Source organism: Corynebacterium sp. CCM 9204 (assembly GCF_041357695.1).
GTDB lineage: Bacteria > Actinomycetota > Actinomycetes > Mycobacteriales > Mycobacteriaceae > Corynebacterium.
Genome location: NZ_JAUERX010000001.1, coordinates 778,280 through 796,350, shown reverse-complemented (window position 1 = coordinate 796,350; position 18,071 = coordinate 778,280). Strand labels below are relative to the sequence as shown.

Sequence of the window (18,071 nt, the reverse complement as noted above, 5' to 3'; positions counted from 1 at the left end):
CTCCCATGATCTTCAAACTGCCCGACACCGACACCCGGGAGATCGCCGCCGAACTGGTGTCAATCCGCGAATCGGGCGCACAGGTCACCACAGGACGGGTACTCACCCTCATCGTTGTCGCCGACGCCGACGATGACATCGAATGTCTCATAAAGGCCACGAACGATGCATCCCGTGAACATCCCTCGCGGGTTCTCGTCATGGTGATCGGGGATCCCTCGGCCGAAAAATCCACGGTCGACGCCGAGATCAGAATTGGTGGTGACGCCGGTGCATCCGAGATCATCCTCATGCGTCTCAATGGAGAAGTCGCCAACCATGTTGAGGCAGTCGTAACTCCGCTCCTGCTACCCGATACCCCCATCGTCGCGTGGTGGCCGGGAACGGCACCCGTCAATCCCTCCGCCGACCCGATCGGCGACATCGCCGCGCGTCGAATCACTGATGCGCTCTACGACCCACCCGAGGACTCCATCTATCGACGCCGAAACCACTACAGTCCCGGTGACTCAGACATGGCGTGGTCCCGGATCACCCAGTGGCGGGGTATCGTCGCATCCACTCTCGACCAGCCACCCCACGAGGGGATCCTTGATGCTGAAATCCACGGGCCGGCCGACTCCCCCAGCGTCGATCTCGCCGCAGGCTGGCTCGCTGACAGATTCGGTATCAACATTGTTCGCCATTCGACGGGACAGGATGCCATTCCCGTGGACGCCGATGGCCGTGAATGCATTGCCATCACCCGTGTTGTCCTCTTCCGAAGTCGGTCCACCATCACCGTGGAAGTTCGCGATGCTGAAACACTAGAAGTCACGGTCGACGGTGAACCTTACGGTCTCGTGGCCCTCGGCCGCCGTAGCCAGGCAGACTGCCTGGCCGAGGAACTCCGCCACCTCGACCCTGATCTCGCATACGCCCGAGCATTACGCGGACTGAACCGCGTCCATTACGTTGACGCTTTCACCGACTGATCGAAACCACCCACGTTAGGAATCCGCATGGTCGAAATCATCCGCGTCGCTGACCTCACTGCCCTCATCGACACCACCGCAACACGCATGACTCAAGTCATTGCCTCAGCCCAAGCGACCGGAGGTCTGCACGGTGACGGAATCGCCCGCATCGTCCTCACCGGTGGTGGCGCCGGAATTGGTCTGCTCAACCGGCTTGCTGAGTTCGACGCGACCGCTAGAACAATGAGTCAGGACTTTCCGGTGCTACACATCGACTGGTCACGCATCCACGTCTTCTTCGGCGATGAACGCAATGTCGATGTAACGGATCCTGAATCAAATGAAGGCCAGGCACGTGCCGCGCTCCTCGACCACGTGGACATCCCAGACGGTAATATTCACGGGTACGGACTCGGGGAGATCGACCTGTCAGTCGCCGCCGAGAACCTCGAACGCGATCTGTCGGTATTCGCCCCCCGTGGCTTTGATCTCCATCTCCTCGGCATGGGTGGAGAAGGCCACATCAACTCTATTTTCCCGCACAGTCCTGCGGTAGAGGAAACCGAACGCCTGGTCACCCCGGTCATCAATTCCCCGAAGCCTCCTGCAGAACGGGTCACACTAACACTCCCCGCCGTCAACCGTGCGGAGCGGGTATGGCTGCTCGTAGCAGGAGAAGAGAAGAAGGAGGCCGCTAAAGCTGTCAGGTCCGGTGCTGCAGCCGAGGATTGGCCTGCTGCCGGGGTCCGGGGGCGCACCGAAACGATTCTCTTCCTCGATGATTCAGCAGCCTGCTGATCTGCGACCACGGTGAGCGACGCCCGGGCGGCGTCGTGTGCGGTGAAGATGCTCATCGGCCAGTGCCCGGGTGCAAGCAAAAGAGAACCGCAGGAACGCTCTCTAGACGGGAGAGCGTTCCTGCGGTTCTCTTTTGCTTGCTTTCCGGATAATACGTCAGCTCACGTAGGCGTGAATGAGGTTGAGCCCGACGATACAGACAATCCAGATCACCGCACAGATGATGGTCACCCGATCGAGGTTCTTCTCCACGACTGTGGAGCCGGAGAGATTCGACTGAACTCCTCCACCGAAGAGGCTCGAAAGACCGCCGCCCTTACCTTTGTGCAGCAACACGAACATGGTCATGCCTAAACAGGAAAGAAAGAGAACGATCTGAAGCGTAAGCACCATGGAAACGTGGATCCTTAGATTGTGGAGAAACGTGTAGGTCCCGGCTGGATTTCTTCGAAGGCTCTCGGCCGGGGGCATCGCCGTATCAACGGCTTTCCGCTACCACCTTACACGGTGCAACCGACAAGATGGTGGTCGCACCGCTAATCCGGAGCGCAGCTAGGTATCCGGGTTCCGGACAGTAGCGTAGTTCACGGTTATCCCGAGTTACGAAGAGCAGTGGCGAGTCCATTCATGGTCAACTGGATACCTTCTGGTACACCTGCATCACTTTCGCCCGCGCGGTAACGTCGGAGCAGCTCAAGTTGGATGACATTGAGCGGCAGAAGATACGGGTACCTGCTCCGAACCGAGCGTTCGAGTGTCGGATTGTCTGCTAACAGACGGTCTGCGCCAGTCACCGTCAGAAACATGTCGATTGTCAGATCGTATTCCGCAGCTATTGTCCCGGAGATCCGCTCAGCTACCTTCCGGTCCTTCACCAGTGTGGAATAGAGCTTCATGAGCGGCATTTCGGCTTTGGCTATCACCTGCGCCATATTCGACATCACCGAGGTGAAGAACGGCCAGTCACGGTAAAGTTGCCGTATCTCCGCTAGTCGTTGCGGATCCTCACCGATCCACTCCCGGAGCGCGGTCCCCACACCGAACCAGCCGGGCAACATCACACGGGACTGTGACCATGCCAGCACCCACGGGATCGCCCGGAGATCATCTATTGACGATGTCTGCTTCCTGGCTGAAGGTCTGGATCCGATATTCAGTGCCCCGATCTCCTGAAGCGGTGTCGAAGTGGTGAAATACTCGATGAAGCCGGGATCCTCGTGGACGAGCTGCGAGTACTTCCGTCGGGAAAGTGCAGCAATCTCCCGCATGATCTCATGTGCACGACCTGGGTCCGCGAGATGATCGACCGGGAGGAGCGAAGCTTCGAGTGTCGCGGACACCAACGCTTCAAGATTTCTCCTGGCCGTGATCGGATGGCCGTACTTCGCGGAGATAATCTCTCCCTGCTCGGTGATTCGGACAGACCCGGAGACGGCACCATCAGGTTGCGCGAGAATGGCATCGTAGCTGGGGCCACCACCGCGGCCCACTGTTCCACCCCTGCCGTGGAAGAACCGGAGTCGAATCTGGTTACGACGGCAGGCCTCGACTATGTCGAGTTCTGCATCATAGAGCGCCCAGTTGGCAGCAAAATAGCCGCCATCTTTGTTCGAGTCGGAGTATCCGAGCATGACCTCCTGTATCCCGCCACGCTGATTCACATAGGACCTGTACAAGGACACACCCCAGATATCCTGGAGGATCGAGGCACCTGCCTGGAGGTCCTCGATGGTCTCGAACAACGGGATAATATCAACGGTTCCCCGAAGCAGACCATCCTCGATCCGGATGAGTCCGAATTCCTTGAGAAGGACCATCGGTTCGAGGATATCCGTGACCGACTGGGCCATCGATATAATGCAGTGCGGAACCATCCGCTCCCCGAATTTCGCGACGGCATCAGCGGCCGCAGCAATGATGTCGAGCTCCCGTTGTGTCTCTTCACTGAAGTTCTGCGGATGGGGTGGAATAAGAGGCCTTGGGCAACAAAGTTCGGAAATGAGGAGCTCCCGCTTGGAGTTCTCATCGAGGGAACCGTAATCCCCGGTGACACCGGCACGAGAGAACACCTCAGTGAGTACGTTCTCAAAGGACTCGGAATTCTGCCGAAGATCCAGCGAATAAAGATGGAATCCGAAGCTCTCGACAGCCGAGCGTATCCGTGCGAGGCGGTCGTCCGCGATGAGTCCGTCGTAGGAATCTCGGAGGGCTGAGTCAATGACATCCAGCTCCGCCGCGAACTCCTCCGGATTCTCGTAGGGTGCATGCACCTGGTACCAGGTACCTTCGATCGAGTCGGCACCGATGAGCTTCGCCTGTGTCGCGGCAATGCGGCCGCGGATACCGTGTACCGCCCGTCGGTAGGGCTCATCGACCCTGCTGGGTATGTCATTGTGTCCACGATCAGCCAGCGCAATGAGGTCTTGACTGACTTCAGACAGACGGTCCGAGAGCGACAGTTCGTGCTCGAGCTTGTGGAGTTGCGTCGCGTAGAACTTCAGAACCGTCTGTGCGGCACGGGTCGTTGCATAACGGAGGGTTTTCGCGGTGACGTACGGGTTTCCGTCGTGATCACCGCCGATCCAGGAACCTGGCTTGACCACGGCTGTCGCCGGGATGGCGTTTCCGTATCTCTGCCGCAGTTCATGATGAACATCGTGGTTGATGTCGGGGATCTGGCGGAGCAGACTCAGTTTGTAGTACCTGAGTCCGACCTCGATCTCATCCTCGATCCGAGGGCGGACGACCCTGATCAACGCAGTCTGCCAGAGAATCGTGATCCGTCGTTGGATCGCACGATCGATCTCGACCTTGCGCGCCTCGGTGCGGACATTCCGGGGGCGAGATGCGATGTCGTGCCGCTCCTGCATCAACGCAGTAATGTGCTTCTGGACATCGAACACGGTTCGCCGCCGCGTTTCCGTGGGATGCGCCGTAAGAACCGGAGCAACCTCGGCTGTGGCAATCGCTTCAGCGACCGCCTCTGCGCTGATGTTCGCTTCCTTTAGCTTGACCCAGGTGGCTTCCAGCGTCGAATCGGGTGCGGGCGCACCACCATCGAGTACAGCTTGCCGGGTGTTCTCGTCGTTGAGGTCTTCGACGAGGTTGACAAGAAGTGCAAAATGCGAGAAAGCACGAACGACCTTGATCATCGTGTCGGTGTCGCGGTCCCGGAACATCGCGACGAGATCGTCGAGGGTCCGCTCCCCCTTCACCACGGCGAATGACGCACGCCGGGCGCCTTCTACAAGGTCAAAGATGGCGTCACCCTCTTGCTCACGGATGACGTTCCCGAGAATGCGCCCGAGATGCCGGATGTCCTCGCGAAGTTGTTCTTGCACGGTATTTTTCCTTATCAGTCTGCCGGTGGAGCCGGTGGATGAAGCCGGGCGCCGGTACGGTAACGGGTTCTGCTGGGTGATATGGACAGCACGAAGCCCGGCGCCATCTCGACGGAACCGAAACCGGTGATCACGGTGTCGGTCGCGTGGATGACGCCGGGCACGCGGGGTGATAGCTCGGGTTCGCCCGAACTATCGATGATGTCAGGCCGCCGGGCTTGCGGCGTTGGCGACAAGCTTGGCGAAATCTTCACCGTTGAGTGAAGCCCCACCAACGAGACCACCATCAACGTCAGGCTTCCCAACGATCTCAGCGACGGAGTCCGCCTTCACTGATCCACCGTAGAGGATCCTCATTCCGTCAGCGACTTCATCGTCAGCGAGTTCACGGATGGTGGCACGAATAGCGGCACACACTTCCTGGGCGTCATCAGCACTGGCTACCTTGCCGGTCCCGATCGCCCAGACGGGTTCGTAGGCGACAACAGTCTTCGCGAGCTGCTCAGAGTCTAGGCCGTCGAGGGACGCACGGGTCTGTGCGACAACGTAGTCAACGTGCTTCCCGGCTTCACGGACCTCCAGTGGCTCGCCAACACACACAATGGGACTGATCCCGTGTTTCAGCGCGGTCGCGGCCTTGGCTGCGACGAGCTCATCGGATTCTCCGTGGTACTCACGCCGTTCCGAATGGCCGACAACGACCCAGGAACAACCAAGTTTGGCGAGCATCTCCGCGGAGACCTCTCCGGTGTATGCACCGGATTCGTGCCGGGACACATCCTGTGCACCATAGGTGATCCGGAGTTTGTCACCGTCTACGAGGGTCTGCACGGAACGGATGTCCGTGAACGGAACCGTCAGCGCTACATCGACTTTGTCGTAGTAGTCCTTGGGGAGCGCGAAAGCGAGTTTTTGGACGACGCCGATGGCCTCCAGGTGGTTGAGATTCATCTTCCAGTTGCCGGCGATGAGGGGGGTACGTGCCATCTTCGGACCTTTCTTAGTGGTGGTTTATCGGGTGACGTTCTCGCCGCCAGCTCGGACGGCGTGAATGTTGAGTCAGCTCTCCAGGACGTTGACGCCCGGCAGGGTCTTGCCTTCGAGGAACTCGAGTGATGCCCCACCTCCGGTGGAGATGTGACTGAAACCGTTCTCATCGAGGCCGAGGGTCCGGACGGAAGCTGCAGAGTCGCCGCCTCCGACGACTGAGAATGCACCGTTCTCGGTCGCGGAAATCATCGCCTGTGCGACTCCCTTCGTGCCTTCGGCGAAGGCCGGGAACTCAAAGACCCCCATCGGACCATTCCAGAAAATCGTCTTGGCGTCCGCGAGCCTCGCAGCGAACAGCTCAACCGATTTCGGCCCCATGTCCAGTCCCATCCATCCCTCCGGAATCTCAGCGACATCGACGATCTGCTTCTCGGCGTCCTTGTCGAATTTCTCTGCGGCAACGATATCGATGGGCAGCACGATAGAATCCCCGAATCGGTCCAACAGATCACGACAGGTGTCGATCATCTCCTCCTGGAGGAGGGACTGCTGTACGTTGTGCCCCTTGGCTGCGAGGAAGGTGTAGCACATCCCGCCACCAATGATCAGGGCATCCGTCTTAGGGGCGAGGGCTTCAATGACGCCGAGCTTGTCGGAGACCTTGGATCCTCCGAGAACGACAACATAGGGCTTCGCCGGATTAGCCGCAACCTCACCGAGAACCTTGATTTCTTTCTCGACAAGCTGTCCTGCATAGTGCGGGAGCCGCTGTGCTACGTCATAAACGGAAGCCTGCGCACGGTGAACAACACCGAATCCATCTGATACGAAAGCACCGTTCTCACCCGTTAAGGCGACGAGCTGGTCAGCGAATGCACCACGTTCCCCGGCATCCTTGCTCGTTTCACGGGGGTCGAAACGAACGTTCTCGAGCAGGAGAACATCGCCCTCAGTCAATCCGTTGGCACGCTCATGGGCGTCTTCACCAACAACGTCACCGGCGAGTGCCACGTACTGACCGAGTTCCTCAGAGAGAGCTTCAGCGACCGGCGCGAGGGAGTACTTCTCGTTGACTTCACCTTTCGGACGACCGAGGTGGGCCATAACAATGACCTTGGCACCCGCGTCCACAAGCTTCTTGAGCGTCGGCAGTGACGCGGTGATGCGACCGGAGTCAGTGATCACACGGTTCTCGTCCAGTGGAACATTGAAGTCCGAACGGACGAGAACGTAACGGCCTTCCACGCCTTCGTTGAGCAGATCATTGAGGTTCTTGACGGTCATTGATTCTCCTTGAGGTTCAGGTTGAGTCTGAGTGTTTGTTGTGGTGCGGTCAGGGAACGGTGCCGGTACCGGATGCCGCGTGCGCGAACGGCCCGGGGGCACCACTGAAAGAAGGTGCACATCCCGGGCCGCTAGCGTATTCAGGGCGTCAGCCCGGACAGCGGAAGTTTCCGCTCCGGACTAGAGGCGCTCGCCGACGTATTCGGTCAGGGTAACGAGCTGGTTGGAATAACCCCACTCATTGTCGTACCAGGAGACGACCTTGACCTGGTCACCGATGACGCGGGTCATGCCGGAGTCAAAGATAGAGGCATGCGGGTCGGTGACGATGTCGGTGGAGACCAAGGGCTCCTCGGAGTAGGCGAGGATGCCCTTCATTTCACCTTCAGCAGCCTTCTTGATGGCGGCGTTAACCTCATCCACAGAAACTTCCTTCGAAGCTGTGAAAGTGAGGTCCGTGCAGGAACCGGTCGGGACCGGGACACGCATCGCGAAACCATCGAGCTTACCCTTGAGCTGCGGGAGGACCAGAGCGACAGCCTTGGCTGCGCCCGTTGAGGTGGGAACGATGTTGACGGCTGCGGCACGTGCACGGCGGAGGTCACTGTGCGGCGCATCCTGCAGACGCTGGTCACCGGTATAGGCGTGGATCGTGGTCATCAGGCCACGCTCAATACCGAAGGCATCATCCAGCACCTTTGCCATCGGAGCCAGGCAGTTGGTGGTGCAGGAAGCGTTCGAGATGATCTCGTGCTTCTCGGGATCGTAATCGGTGTGGTTGACACCGACAACGAAGGTAGCGTCCTCATTCTTTGCGGGAGCGGAGATGATGACCTTCTTCGCTCCCGCTTCGATGTGGGCCTTCGCTGCGTTGGCGTCAGTGAAGAAACCGGTCGACTCGATGACGATGTCGACATTGTTCTCGCCCCAGCCGAGGTTCTTCGGGTCCCGCTCTGCGGTGACGAGGATGCGCTTACCACCGACAATGATCGACTCATCGTCGTAGTCGACGTCCTGGCCGAGACGACCGAGGATGGAGTCGAACTTGAGCAGGTGCGCCAGGGTCTTATTGTCGGTCAGGTCGTTGACTGCAACAACCTCGATGTCGGCGCCGCGCTCGAGAATTGCGCGGAAGTAGTTGCGTCCGATGCGACCGAAGCCGTTGATGCCTACACGAACCGTCACTGTGATCTCCTTATGTCCTGTTGGAACTTTTGATCCATCGGGATGACCCCAAACCGGGCAGTTCAAGCGTTCATCCCTGATGGCTCTCACTCTACCGGCGTCCGCCGAAGCGCGCAGTGAAACCGGGCACAGTCGAACCAGAAATAGACATATACGGGCATCCGAACGGACAGAACACTCTCGGCCGACTTTTGAAATCCCACACCGCACGGACGGTGAATTTTGGTACCGAAAACCCCCTGCCTGCATCAACCAGGATTCCGAGATGCCTATCACCCCCGAATAGCGGGATCTTTTCGTCCCAGCCGGGCAGATCAAACACATGGTAGCTAGAAATGTGCAGTTCGTCACACCGTGGTAAAACGCTGCCGTCCGGCACACCAGCGCCAACGGAGCCGACTCACGTCAGCTCCAGATCACAGCTCAGGATCCGTCCGAGAACAATCCGTCCGTGACAACGTCCGTGGTCTTGGGAACCCCGAGTTCCACCGCCCGCCGATCCGCCATCGAGAGCAGGCGCCGGATCCGCCCTGCCACCGCGTCTTTCGTCATCTGTGGATCGGCGAGCCGCCCCAGCTCCTCCAGGGACGCCTGGCGGTGCTGCACCCGCAGATGTCCGGCTTCCGCCAAATGATCGGGAACGTCCTCCCCGAGGATCTCCAGGGCTCGTTCCACCCTGGCTGCCGCGGCCACAGCCGCACGAGCCGATCGACGCAGGTTCGCGTCGTCAAAGTTCGCGAGGCGATTGACTGTGGTCCGAACCTCCCGTTTTATGCGCTGTTCATCCCATTCCAGACGCGTACGCTGAGCACCCATTCTTGTTAAGAGCGCACCGATCGCCGCACCATCACGGATGATCACGCGCTCGGTTCCGCGGGTTTCCTTCGTCTTCGCGGTGATACCCAGACGCCGTGCGCATCCGACGAGCGCGAGGGCAGCCTCGGGGCAGGGGCACGTGACCTCGAGCGCCGAACTCCTTCCGGGTTCAGTGAGTGAACCGTTCGCCAGGAACGCACCACGCCAGGCTGCTTCCGCATCAGACACAGTGCCGGACACGACCCGGGGCGGCAGCCCCCTGACAAAGTGTCCCGACGGCGAGACCAGTCCCACTCTCCTGGCAATCTCCCCGGCACCGTCAGACACCGTCACGGTGTACCGTCTGGTTCGCCGGGCGCCTTCCACACCAACAGCATGGATGATAGCCTCGCGATCATAGAGATACCTGATGGAGTCCCGGATACGTCGTGCGATCTCCATCGACTCCACCTCCGCCTCGACCACTATCTGGTCCCCGAGCACCTGGATACCTGCGGTGAAGCGGAGCAGAGAAGCGAGTTCTGCAGTCCGCTGCGCGTCGCGTTTGATCGCGACACGTCCCAGTTCTTCCTTAACCCGCGTCGTCAACGCCACGGTACCTGGCTCCCCTCATTCACTGGATTCCCCATCGGTTTCCCGTCCGGTGGACGGAACTTCGGGGCGACCCGTCGATCCTACCGTCGACTTCCCCCAATCATGTGGCGCGCATAAACTCGGCGAAATGCTTCCGCGAGTTTGACAGGATCATGGCGGTTGACCCAGCCACCGTCACCATCACCGGCACGAACCGGTTCGAAGACGACATCTGCGCCGATTGTGGCGGCCGCGCGCGCCAGATAGCGGCGCTCCACTTCACTGGAGATCATCGTCGAATCGATGATGATCTGATCAACACGCAGATCCGGTGCGTGCTGAGTCAACATGTGGATGTGACGTTCAGTGGAGAATCCAGCGGTTTCGCCCGGCTCAGCCGTTAGATTGAGGACGACCACACGACACGCATCCGTCTCGATCAACGCCCGTACAATGTCTGGGACGAGGATGTGTGGGATGACCGAGCTAAACCATGATCCGGGTCCGAGGGTGACCATGTCGGCGGACCTGATCGCGGCAACCGCATCCACACCCGCCCGGGGACGCTCCGGAAATAGCTTTACCCGACGAACGTTGCCGGTCGTCGAAGCGACCGCGACCTGCCCCCGGACCGGGCGAACCGCCATCGGCTCATCACCGAGTCCCGCCACCTCCGCTTCAATCTCCAACGGCTGTTCACACATGGGGAGAACCCGACCATGCGAACGGGTCAACGTGGCGACGGCGTCCAACGCCTTTACCTCGCTTCCGAGTACATCTGTCAATCCCGCAATGAGAAGATTTCCCACTGCATGTCCCGCAAGCGCCCCGTAACCACCAAAACGGTGTTGGAGAGTTTCCTCCCACATACGCCCCTCATCATCGTCACGGGAGAGTGCGGCCAGCGCCATTCGCAGATCTCCGGGCGGTATCTGCCCGAGTTCCTGCCGGATTCGCCCTGATGAACCACCGTCATCGGCCACAGTCACGACTGCAGTGATCTCGTCAACATTGAGGTGACGTCCCGCCCTCAGTGTCTGGAACAGACCATGACCTCCACCAAGACAAGTCAGGCGGCGGAGTTCCGGGGACGTCGTGCAGGCGCTGTCACTCATCATTCGCCTCTCAGCCACGACAGATGTCACGGTGATTGACCGAAATGTCCAGGCCCTCTATTCCATCGAGCCGACGAGCGATCTCAACGGCCACCGCGACCGACCGATGGTGTCCCCCGGTACATCCGACCGCAACGGTGATGAAACTCTTACCTTCGCGGCGATATCCCTCGACCATAGTGGTGAACATAGATACGAAGTTGTCGATGAATTCCTTGGCGGACGGCTGCGCCAAGACATAATCACTGACCGGCTTGTCGACACCACGGAACGGACGGAGTTCAGGTTCCCAGTAGGGGTTGGGGAGGAAACGAACGTCCACGACGAGGTCTGCGTCCGCCGGAGCGCCATTCTTGAACCCGAAGGACTGTACTGTGACGTGCTGGCGCATATTGTCGATCGTGGCGAAAGAGCTCTCTATGGCACGGCGGAGATCGTGCACCGAAAGATCGGAGGTGTTGATGACCACATCCGCGCGCTCCTTGATCCCGGCAAGCGCTTCCCGTTCCCTCTCGATACCGATACTTAGCGTGTCTGTCCCCTGCAACGGATGAGTACGACGCACGGTATCGAACCGGCGGATGAGCATGTCATCTCGCGCATCCATGAAGAGAATCGTCGGATTGATCCCCTTCTGGCGTAGCTCACCGAGCACCTGCTGCAGTCCTCCGTGGAAACTCCGCGACCGGACATCGGTGACCATCGCGAGTTTGTCCACCGGCGAGTCATCCCGTCGGCACAGTTCGACGAGTTCCACCATCAGGCCAGCCGGCAGATTCTGCGACACGTACCAGCCCAAGTCCTCCAGAACCCGGGCCGCGGAGCTGAGGCCTGCACCCGACATTCCGGTGACGAGAACGGGATCTCTCTCAATCGAGTGATCACGACAACGCTCAGAGGAACCTTCACGCGAATCGACTGTCATGTCCACATCCTATCCCAGGGACTCACACAAGGAACCTACTCCGGATGCAAACTCCGATACACTGTGTTCGCGAGGGTGGGGCCGAACCCCTTGACTGCGGTGATTTCCTCAACGCTCGCGGCCTTCAGTTTTTTGACGCTACCGAAATGGCGCACGAGTTCGGTACGGCGCGCGGCCCCGAGCCCCCTGATTCCGTCGAGTTCACTGACCCGCATCCGCTTGCTCCGCTGTTGTCGGTGGTAAGTGATGGCGAAACGGTGCGCCTCATCACGAATCTGCTGGAGCAGGTAGAGGGCCTGACTGTTTCTCGGGAGAATAACCGGTTCGCTGTCTCCCGGTACCCAGATCTCCTCCAGCCGTTTAGCCAGCCCGACGAGTGTTATGTCAGTGATACCGAGCTCATCAAACACAGCCTGAGCTGCATTAACCTGCGGTAAACCACCATCAACGATAAATAGATTCGGTGGATAGGCGAACCTTCTCCCATCCGTGGACTGCTCCTCGATCTTCTCGTCATCGAAGCGAGTGCCGTCAAATTCCTCCGCTTCGGGTACTGCGGTGCAGCCACCATGATGGCGCAGGAAACGACGCCGGGTCACCTCCGCGATGGATGCGACATCATCACTGTGTCCATCGCCCGCAGCATCCCGGATCCGGTAGCGCCGGTAGTCGGACTTTCGAGCAAGTCCGTCCTCGAAAACGACCAGTGACGCCACGACATCAGTACCCGCTATGTGGGAGATGTCCGTGCACTCGATCCGGAGGGGAGCATCTTCCATCAGGAGCGCATCCTGAATGTCCCTGAGCGCTGCAGATCGTGCCGTGAGGTCACCGACCCGTTTGAGCTTGTGCTGTTTCAACGCCTCCCTGGCGTTGCGTTCGACGGTGTCTGCAAGCGCACGCTTGTCTCCTCGTTGAGGTACGCGGAGATCGACTCGTGCCCCTCTGAGGGTACTTAGCCAGTCAGCGGTTTCCGCCGGGTCCTCCGGAAGTACCTGGACGAGAACCTCCCGGGGGACAGGAGTCAGATGATCCGAGGTTGTCTCTTCACTACTGTGGGACAACTTGTCGACACCACGGCGACGAATATCCGCATCGTGGCGGTAGCGCTCATCCACCGCGCGCTCAGCGGCATCCCCATAGAATTGGGTGAGAAAGTTCTGAATGATCCGTGGTACCGCCGGATCATGCCCATCCTCGGCGATATCCAACTCAGTGTCACCGCTTTTTTCCACGACCCAACCGCGTTGTCCACGGATACGTCCACCTCGGACATGGAAGATCTGGACGGCGGCCTCCAGTTCGTCAGTCGCGCAGCAGATGACGTCAGCGTCGGTCCCATCCCCCAGGACCACCGCCTGTTTCTCCATCGCCTTGGTGATCGCTCCGAGATCATCCCGCAGACGTGCAGCACGCTCGAAGTCGAGAGCTTCCGCGGCAACCCGCATCTGGCGTTCGAGGCGGCGAGTCACCCGGTCAGTCTGTCCCGCCATGAAGGAACAGAAACCATCGACGATCTCCCGGTGTTCTTCCGGACTCACTCTGCCGACGCACGGGGCAGAGCACTTGTCGATGTATCCGAGCAGACAAGGGCGACCGAGTTGACGATGCCGGTTCAGCACCCCCTTGGAACAGGTTCGGACAGGGAAGACACGGATCAGCAGATCAAGGGTCTCCCGAATTGCCCAGGCGTGGCTGTAAGGACCGAAATACCGCACTCCTCTCCGATGGGGACCACGGTAGACGAAGGCCCTCGGGACTTCTTCTCCGACAGTGACCGCGAGCATCGGATAGGTCTTGTCATCGCGGTATTTGACGTTGAAACGAGGATCAAAACGTTTGATCCAGGTGTATTCGAGCTGAAGGGCCTCAACCTCACTGGACACTACCGTCCATTCAACTGACGATGCGGTGAAAACCATCTGCCGGGTCCGGGGATGCAGTTGAGTCACATCCTGGAAGTAACTGGACAGTCGCGAACGGAGATTCTTGGCCTTACCGACGTAGACAACACGGTCCGAGGCATCACGGAACTTGTAGACTCCCGGGTCCGTGGGAACGCTCCCTGGCGCCGGGCGATAGGTAGCCGGGTCAGCCACAGGTCACCGACTCATCACACATGGTGCGCGCATCAGGTTTACCCTAGTCCTCCGGCATGTACGCGTCCTCGAGGTCGCGGAAGTGGGATACGGCTTCGACAACGGATTCCCCATCGGCGGACTGGAATGCCCACATTGGTACGAACTCGAACTCCGGGAGCTCGAGTCGCGCCCAACGCGCCCCTCTGGGAAAGGAAAGACCGTAAATCACCGACCAGGGGTAAAAGCGGGTGCCGATGAAATTCCTGACCTCGACGCCATCAGAGTTGGCACGGACCCGCGGACGAGCGATACCGATGCAGAAAAAAGCTATAACTAAACCAACGCCGACAAAGGACCACTGATCGACGGTCGTCACCGCTGCGCCGGTATCCCCAACCGCGACGGCAAAAGCCATGAAAATATGAACAGCCATCACCACGATCACAGCCACCATCGCGAGGAACCTGAGACGACGGGAAGTAACAACAAGCTCCCAGGGACGGTCGGTGGTCGTAGGGGTATCCGCGGCGAGTATACGCTGGATGTCGACGCCGCCGTCCTCGACTCCGTTGGTCTTGCCCTCTGGGTTCACGTCCACTCAATCTCTGTTCATTGTTACGGCCATGTTTCGTGGAACAGTCTAGCCCTCCCTCCCCGTCATCCGGTAAAGAACTCCGGACCTTCGGGTACGCTTCAGATAGCTTGATCAGGCTTCCGCCGCGAGTCTGCGCAGATGGCCTATCTCGGCATTCGGATCCCCGGCACCGTAGACGGCTGACCCCGCAACGAATGCATCGCATCCCGCAGCGGCGGCCGCGGCGATAGTGTCACGGGAGATACCACCGTCGATCTCGATGGTGCACTCTAGCTCACGTTCATCGATGATTCGACGCAGGGTGCGAACTTTCTCCAGCTGATCCGGCATGAATGCCTGCCCGCCGAAGCCTGGCTCGACGCTCATGACGAGAACCTGGTCGAATTCATCGAGGATCGGTAGGTGCTCCTCGATCGGGGTACCCGGCCGTAGGGAGAAGGCGGCTCGAGCCCCCTTCTCCCGGATGTGCCGAGCGAGGGTGACCGGATCGTCGGTGGCCTCAATGTGGAAGATGACGGTGTGTGCTCCGGCCTCGATATGGTCATCGACCCATTTCTCCGGATTCTCGATCATCAGGTGGACATCGAGAGGGATGTCTGTGACCCGATGAGCAGCAGCGGTGATCATCGCCCCGAACGATAGATTGGGGACAAAATGGCCGTCCATGATGTCCACGTGGATCCAGTCCGCATCCGATACCCTGGCTATCTCCTCGCCAAGTCTGGTGAAGTCGGCGGACAGGATTGACGGTGCGATGATCGGCTGTGACATGTCGCCATCCTATCGCTCTGCCCCCTGCTACGCACAGTAACGGATCAGCTCCCGCCAACCCGGAACACCGCGAAGAACATCGCGTCGGTTCCATGCCGATGCGGCCACATCTGCACACTCAGGTTTTCCCCGGTACCGGACATCCCACAGGCGAGTTCACGGGCATCCAGCTCCACGACATCGCATTCAACGAGCGCCCGATCGACGACGCCTCTGGTTTCCCTGAGATCCGGCGAACAGGTCGAGTACACAACCACACCACCCGGACGTGTGAGTGAAACTGCGCTTGACAACAACTCGAATTGCAGCTCCGCCAGACCCGCGATGTCCGACTCAGACTTCCGCCACCGCGCCTCCGGGCGTCGACGCAGCGCACCCAGCCCAGAACACGGGGCATCAACGAGTACCCTGTCGTACCCGGGGATCAGACCCGGTGAACGACCGTCAGCGGTATGAACATCCACAGGAAGTCCACTGGTCGCCGTCCGGACAAGCCTGGCACGATGCTCAGAGACCTCGACTGCATCGACCCGGGCTCCATCAACACGTGCCAGCGCCCCAATGAGTGCAGCTTTCCCACCCGGACCAGCACACAGATCAAGCCAACGACCGGCGTCCGGGCCGTCGAGCGGAGCTTCAACCACCGCACGAGCGATGACCTGGCTTCCCTCATCCTGGACCGTGGCCAAGCGTTCCCGCAGTGGTTCCAGATCCCCGGGATCACCCGAATCAAGGTGAACCGCGTAGGGCGAATAGGGTCCGGGCTCACCGCCGGTGACCAGCGCGAGTTCCTCTGCCGTGATCTCTCCCGGACGTGCCGCAAGATGGACCCTCGGTCGCGCAGAATCCGCTGCGAGTGCACTCGCCAGCTCACCTGTACCAATGACCCTGGCGAAACTCTCCGCGATCCACACCGGATGTGCGTGTTCAAACGCGACCGCAGGTATCTCCTCCCGGGGTGCAAGTTCCATCATCCAGGTCTCCGGAGACTTCCTCGAAATCGTGCGGAGGACCGCGTTAACGAATCCTTTGGCCCGTTCCTGCCCGATTCCCTCCGCCAACCGAACCCCACTATCCACTGCGGCATGAGCCCCGACGCGCATATTGAGAAGCTGGTAAGTGGAAAGCCTCAGAACATCCAGTAACTCCCCATCGATCATCTCCACAGGCCGACTTGATGCGGCGTCAATGATCTCATCCAGGACTCCGAGCTGGCGAAGCGTACCGTAGGTGAGTTCAGTCGCGAACGCAGCATCACGATCAGTGATCCCGTGCGTTCGGAGGAGCCCTGGCAACACGAGGTTCGCATAGGCGTCATCGGCACGTACCGCACGAAGGACATGCAGCGCTGCAGCACGAGGCATATCAACGCCCGGGGTGAGAGGCCGCACGGATGCAGGTGTCTGGGGCCTGCCCTTCTTCGATGCCTCCGTTCGTTGAGGCAGTCCGTCCCGGCGTCGGGTGGAAGTCCCGGATTGTTTCTTCGGATGGCTGGCAGAGCGGGACGATCCGCCCGTCCTCGAGGTCGCCGAGGGATCAGATTGCGGTCGGCTTCCGCCACTCCGTGCACGGAAACCACCGGATTTGTCCAAGCTCATACGAGTACCGTTCCTTCTTCCGGATGAGCGCCACGCGCCCAGTCCATCGCATCCATCATTTTCTTTCCGGGGGCTTGTATCTGTTGAAGCACCACACATCCGTCTCCGGTCCCGACGGTGACTCCGGCCGCAGTCAACCGGATTTCTCCGGGGGCCAGAGTCCCAGTAATGTCCTGATCGATAACAGTGACCGGCCCAATCTTCATGCGCTGACCGTTCAGGGTCGTCCAGGCACCGGGCACTGGAGTGTACGCCCGGATTCGTCGATCAATGACCGATGCATCCGAGTTCCAGTCAATCCGGGCATCTTCCTTCGAGATCTTTGATGCATAGGTGGCGTCACCGGACTGGGGCTCAGGGATGAGTGCTCCGTCGCCGAGTCCATCCATCGTATCCACCAGAAGTTTTGCACCCCTGTGCGCGAGCCTGGTGAGAAGGTCATCCGCGGTGTCATCCGAGCCGATCGGTTCCAGAATCCGGTCGAACACCGGGCCGGTGTCCAGTCCCTTTTCGATGCGGAAGGTCACCGCACCCGTTTCGATATCTCCGGCTGCGATGGCAGCTTGAACGGGAGCCGCACCACGCCACGCCGGCAACAGAGAAAAGTGTAAGTTTACCCACCCGTGCGGAGCCACTTCCAGCAGATCAGGGGTGATGAGGTTCCCGTAGGCGACCACAGGAATGCAGTCGGGTGCGAGCTCCATTAATCGGGAGCGCAGTAGCTGTCCGTCGGCGGTACCCGGGTTCAGCGTCGTTGGTCTCAAAACCTCAATGCCGTTGGCGGTGGCGAGTTCCGCGACCGGTGACGGGTGCAGCGTCCGGCCTCTCCCCCGCCTGGCATCCGGTCTCGTGATAACCGCGACAACGTCATGGTTGGAGGCGAGGAGTTTCTCTAAGGCGACGACAGCGGGTTCCGGAGTACCGGCAAAAACCAGGCGCATGGGCGGGGAGCATCCTTACTATAGGGATAAACGGTCAACACCCCATCCTACGGCCAGGTTCATGATCGGTTGCACTCCGTCTCCGGCGTCCCCGAAAATCGG

15 protein-coding genes are annotated in these 18,071 nt (G+C 59.8%); 2 read left to right on the top strand and 13 right to left on the bottom strand.

Annotation, left to right across the window (positions count from 1 at the left end; translation table 11 throughout):
• Window positions 1–5 precede the first annotated feature (5 nt).
• Both QWU43_RS03530 and pgl read left to right on the top strand, forming a co-directional pair.
• Entirely contained in the window at window positions 6–974 is a 969-nt protein-coding gene (locus QWU43_RS03530) for a glucose-6-phosphate dehydrogenase assembly protein OpcA (protein WP_370914128.1), read from the top strand.
• A gap of 27 nt (window positions 975–1,001) precedes the next feature.
• Window positions 1,002–1,754 (top strand): 6-phosphogluconolactonase, encoded by a 753-nt coding sequence (gene pgl, locus QWU43_RS03525; RefSeq protein ID WP_370917122.1) that lies wholly within the window; start codon window positions 1,002–1,004, stop codon window positions 1,752–1,754.
• A gap of 156 nt (window positions 1,755–1,910) precedes the next feature.
• Here pgl and secG read toward each other — a convergent pair whose 3' ends face one another.
• The 13 genes from secG to fmt all read right to left on the bottom strand — a co-directional run bounded on the left by secG (window position 1,911) and on the right by fmt (window position 17,969).
• The gene (gene secG / locus QWU43_RS03520) at window positions 1,911–2,147 is read right to left on the bottom strand and encodes a preprotein translocase subunit SecG (protein ID WP_370914126.1); all 237 of its coding nucleotides are present in this window, start codon (window positions 2,145–2,147) and stop codon (window positions 1,911–1,913) included.
• 197 nt (window positions 2,148–2,344) lie between these two features.
• Window positions 2,345–5,095 (bottom strand): phosphoenolpyruvate carboxylase, encoded by a 2,751-nt coding sequence (gene ppc / locus QWU43_RS03515; RefSeq protein ID WP_370914125.1) that lies wholly within the window; start codon window positions 5,093–5,095, stop codon window positions 2,345–2,347.
• A 204-nt stretch (window positions 5,096–5,299) separates the two neighbouring features.
• Window positions 5,300–6,082 carry a triose-phosphate isomerase gene (gene tpiA / locus QWU43_RS03510; RefSeq protein ID WP_370914124.1) on the bottom strand — a complete coding sequence of 261 codons (783 nt, stop codon included), beginning with the start codon at window positions 6,080–6,082 and terminating at the stop codon, window positions 5,300–5,302.
• Window positions 6,083–6,154: 72 nt separating this feature from the next.
• Window positions 6,155–7,369, bottom strand: a complete 1,215-nt coding sequence (pgk, locus tag QWU43_RS03505) for a phosphoglycerate kinase (RefSeq protein ID WP_370914123.1) — start codon at window positions 7,367–7,369, stop codon at window positions 6,155–6,157.
• Between the two features lie 180 nt (window positions 7,370–7,549).
• Window positions 7,550–8,554: a type I glyceraldehyde-3-phosphate dehydrogenase gene (gene gap / locus QWU43_RS03500; protein ID WP_370914122.1), complete on the bottom strand. Its 1,005-nt coding sequence runs from the start codon at window positions 8,552–8,554 to the stop codon at window positions 7,550–7,552.
• Between the two features lie 423 nt (window positions 8,555–8,977).
• The gene (gene whiA / locus QWU43_RS03495; protein ID WP_370917121.1) at window positions 8,978–9,964 is read right to left on the bottom strand and encodes a DNA-binding protein WhiA; all 987 of its coding nucleotides are present in this window, start codon (window positions 9,962–9,964) and stop codon (window positions 8,978–8,980) included.
• Between the two features lie 80 nt (window positions 9,965–10,044).
• Entirely contained in the window at window positions 10,045–11,058 is a 1,014-nt protein-coding gene (gene yvcK, locus QWU43_RS03490) for a uridine diphosphate-N-acetylglucosamine-binding protein YvcK (RefSeq protein ID WP_370914120.1), read from the bottom strand.
• A 10-nt stretch (window positions 11,059–11,068) separates the two neighbouring features.
• Window positions 11,069–11,983 carry an RNase adapter RapZ gene (gene rapZ, locus QWU43_RS03485; RefSeq protein WP_370914119.1) on the bottom strand — a complete coding sequence of 305 codons (915 nt, stop codon included), beginning with the start codon at window positions 11,981–11,983 and terminating at the stop codon, window positions 11,069–11,071.
• A gap of 35 nt (window positions 11,984–12,018) precedes the next feature.
• Entirely contained in the window at window positions 12,019–14,082 is a 2,064-nt protein-coding gene (uvrC, locus tag QWU43_RS03480) for an excinuclease ABC subunit UvrC (RefSeq protein ID WP_370914118.1), read from the bottom strand.
• A 43-nt stretch (window positions 14,083–14,125) separates the two neighbouring features.
• Window positions 14,126–14,662 carry a PH domain-containing protein gene (locus QWU43_RS03475; protein WP_370917120.1) on the bottom strand — a complete coding sequence of 179 codons (537 nt, stop codon included), beginning with the start codon at window positions 14,660–14,662 and terminating at the stop codon, window positions 14,126–14,128.
• 108 nt (window positions 14,663–14,770) lie between these two features.
• Window positions 14,771–15,430 (bottom strand): ribulose-phosphate 3-epimerase, encoded by a 660-nt coding sequence (gene rpe, locus QWU43_RS03470; RefSeq protein ID WP_370914116.1) that lies wholly within the window; start codon window positions 15,428–15,430, stop codon window positions 14,771–14,773.
• 44 nt (window positions 15,431–15,474) lie between these two features.
• The gene (locus QWU43_RS03465) at window positions 15,475–17,028 is read right to left on the bottom strand and encodes an RsmB/NOP family class I SAM-dependent RNA methyltransferase (RefSeq protein ID WP_370917119.1); all 1,554 of its coding nucleotides are present in this window, start codon (window positions 17,026–17,028) and stop codon (window positions 15,475–15,477) included.
• Window positions 17,025–17,969 carry a methionyl-tRNA formyltransferase gene (gene fmt / locus QWU43_RS03460; RefSeq protein ID WP_370917118.1) on the bottom strand — a complete coding sequence of 315 codons (945 nt, stop codon included), beginning with the start codon at window positions 17,967–17,969 and terminating at the stop codon, window positions 17,025–17,027. The genes QWU43_RS03465 and fmt overlap by 4 nt, the downstream gene beginning before the upstream one ends.
• Window positions 17,970–18,071: the final 102 nt, after the last annotated feature.

Coding starts and splice junctions, on each gene's coding strand:
- yvcK (WP_370914120.1), bottom strand. CDS start 11,058: ATGAGTGACAGCGCCTGCACGACGTCCCCGGAACTCCGCCGCCTGACT.
- tpiA (WP_370914124.1), bottom strand. CDS start 6,082: ATGGCACGTACCCCCCTCATCGCCGGCAACTGGAAGATGAATCTCAAC.
- fmt (WP_370917118.1), bottom strand. CDS start 17,969: ATGCGCCTGGTTTTTGCCGGTACTCCGGAACCCGCTGTCGTCGCCTTA.
- secG (WP_370914126.1), bottom strand. CDS start 2,147: ATGGTGCTTACGCTTCAGATCGTTCTCTTTCTTTCCTGTTTAGGCATG.
- rapZ (WP_370914119.1), bottom strand. CDS start 11,983: ATGACAGTCGATTCGCGTGAAGGTTCCTCTGAGCGTTGTCGTGATCAC.
- pgk (WP_370914123.1), bottom strand. CDS start 7,369: ATGACCGTCAAGAACCTCAATGATCTGCTCAACGAAGGCGTGGAAGGC.
- pgl (WP_370917122.1), top strand. CDS start 1,002: ATGGTCGAAATCATCCGCGTCGCTGACCTCACTGCCCTCATCGACACC.
- QWU43_RS03530 (WP_370914128.1), top strand. CDS start 6: ATGATCTTCAAACTGCCCGACACCGACACCCGGGAGATCGCCGCCGAA.
- QWU43_RS03465 (WP_370917119.1), bottom strand. CDS start 17,028: ATGAGCTTGGACAAATCCGGTGGTTTCCGTGCACGGAGTGGCGGAAGC.
- rpe (WP_370914116.1), bottom strand. CDS start 15,430: ATGTCACAGCCGATCATCGCACCGTCAATCCTGTCCGCCGACTTCACC.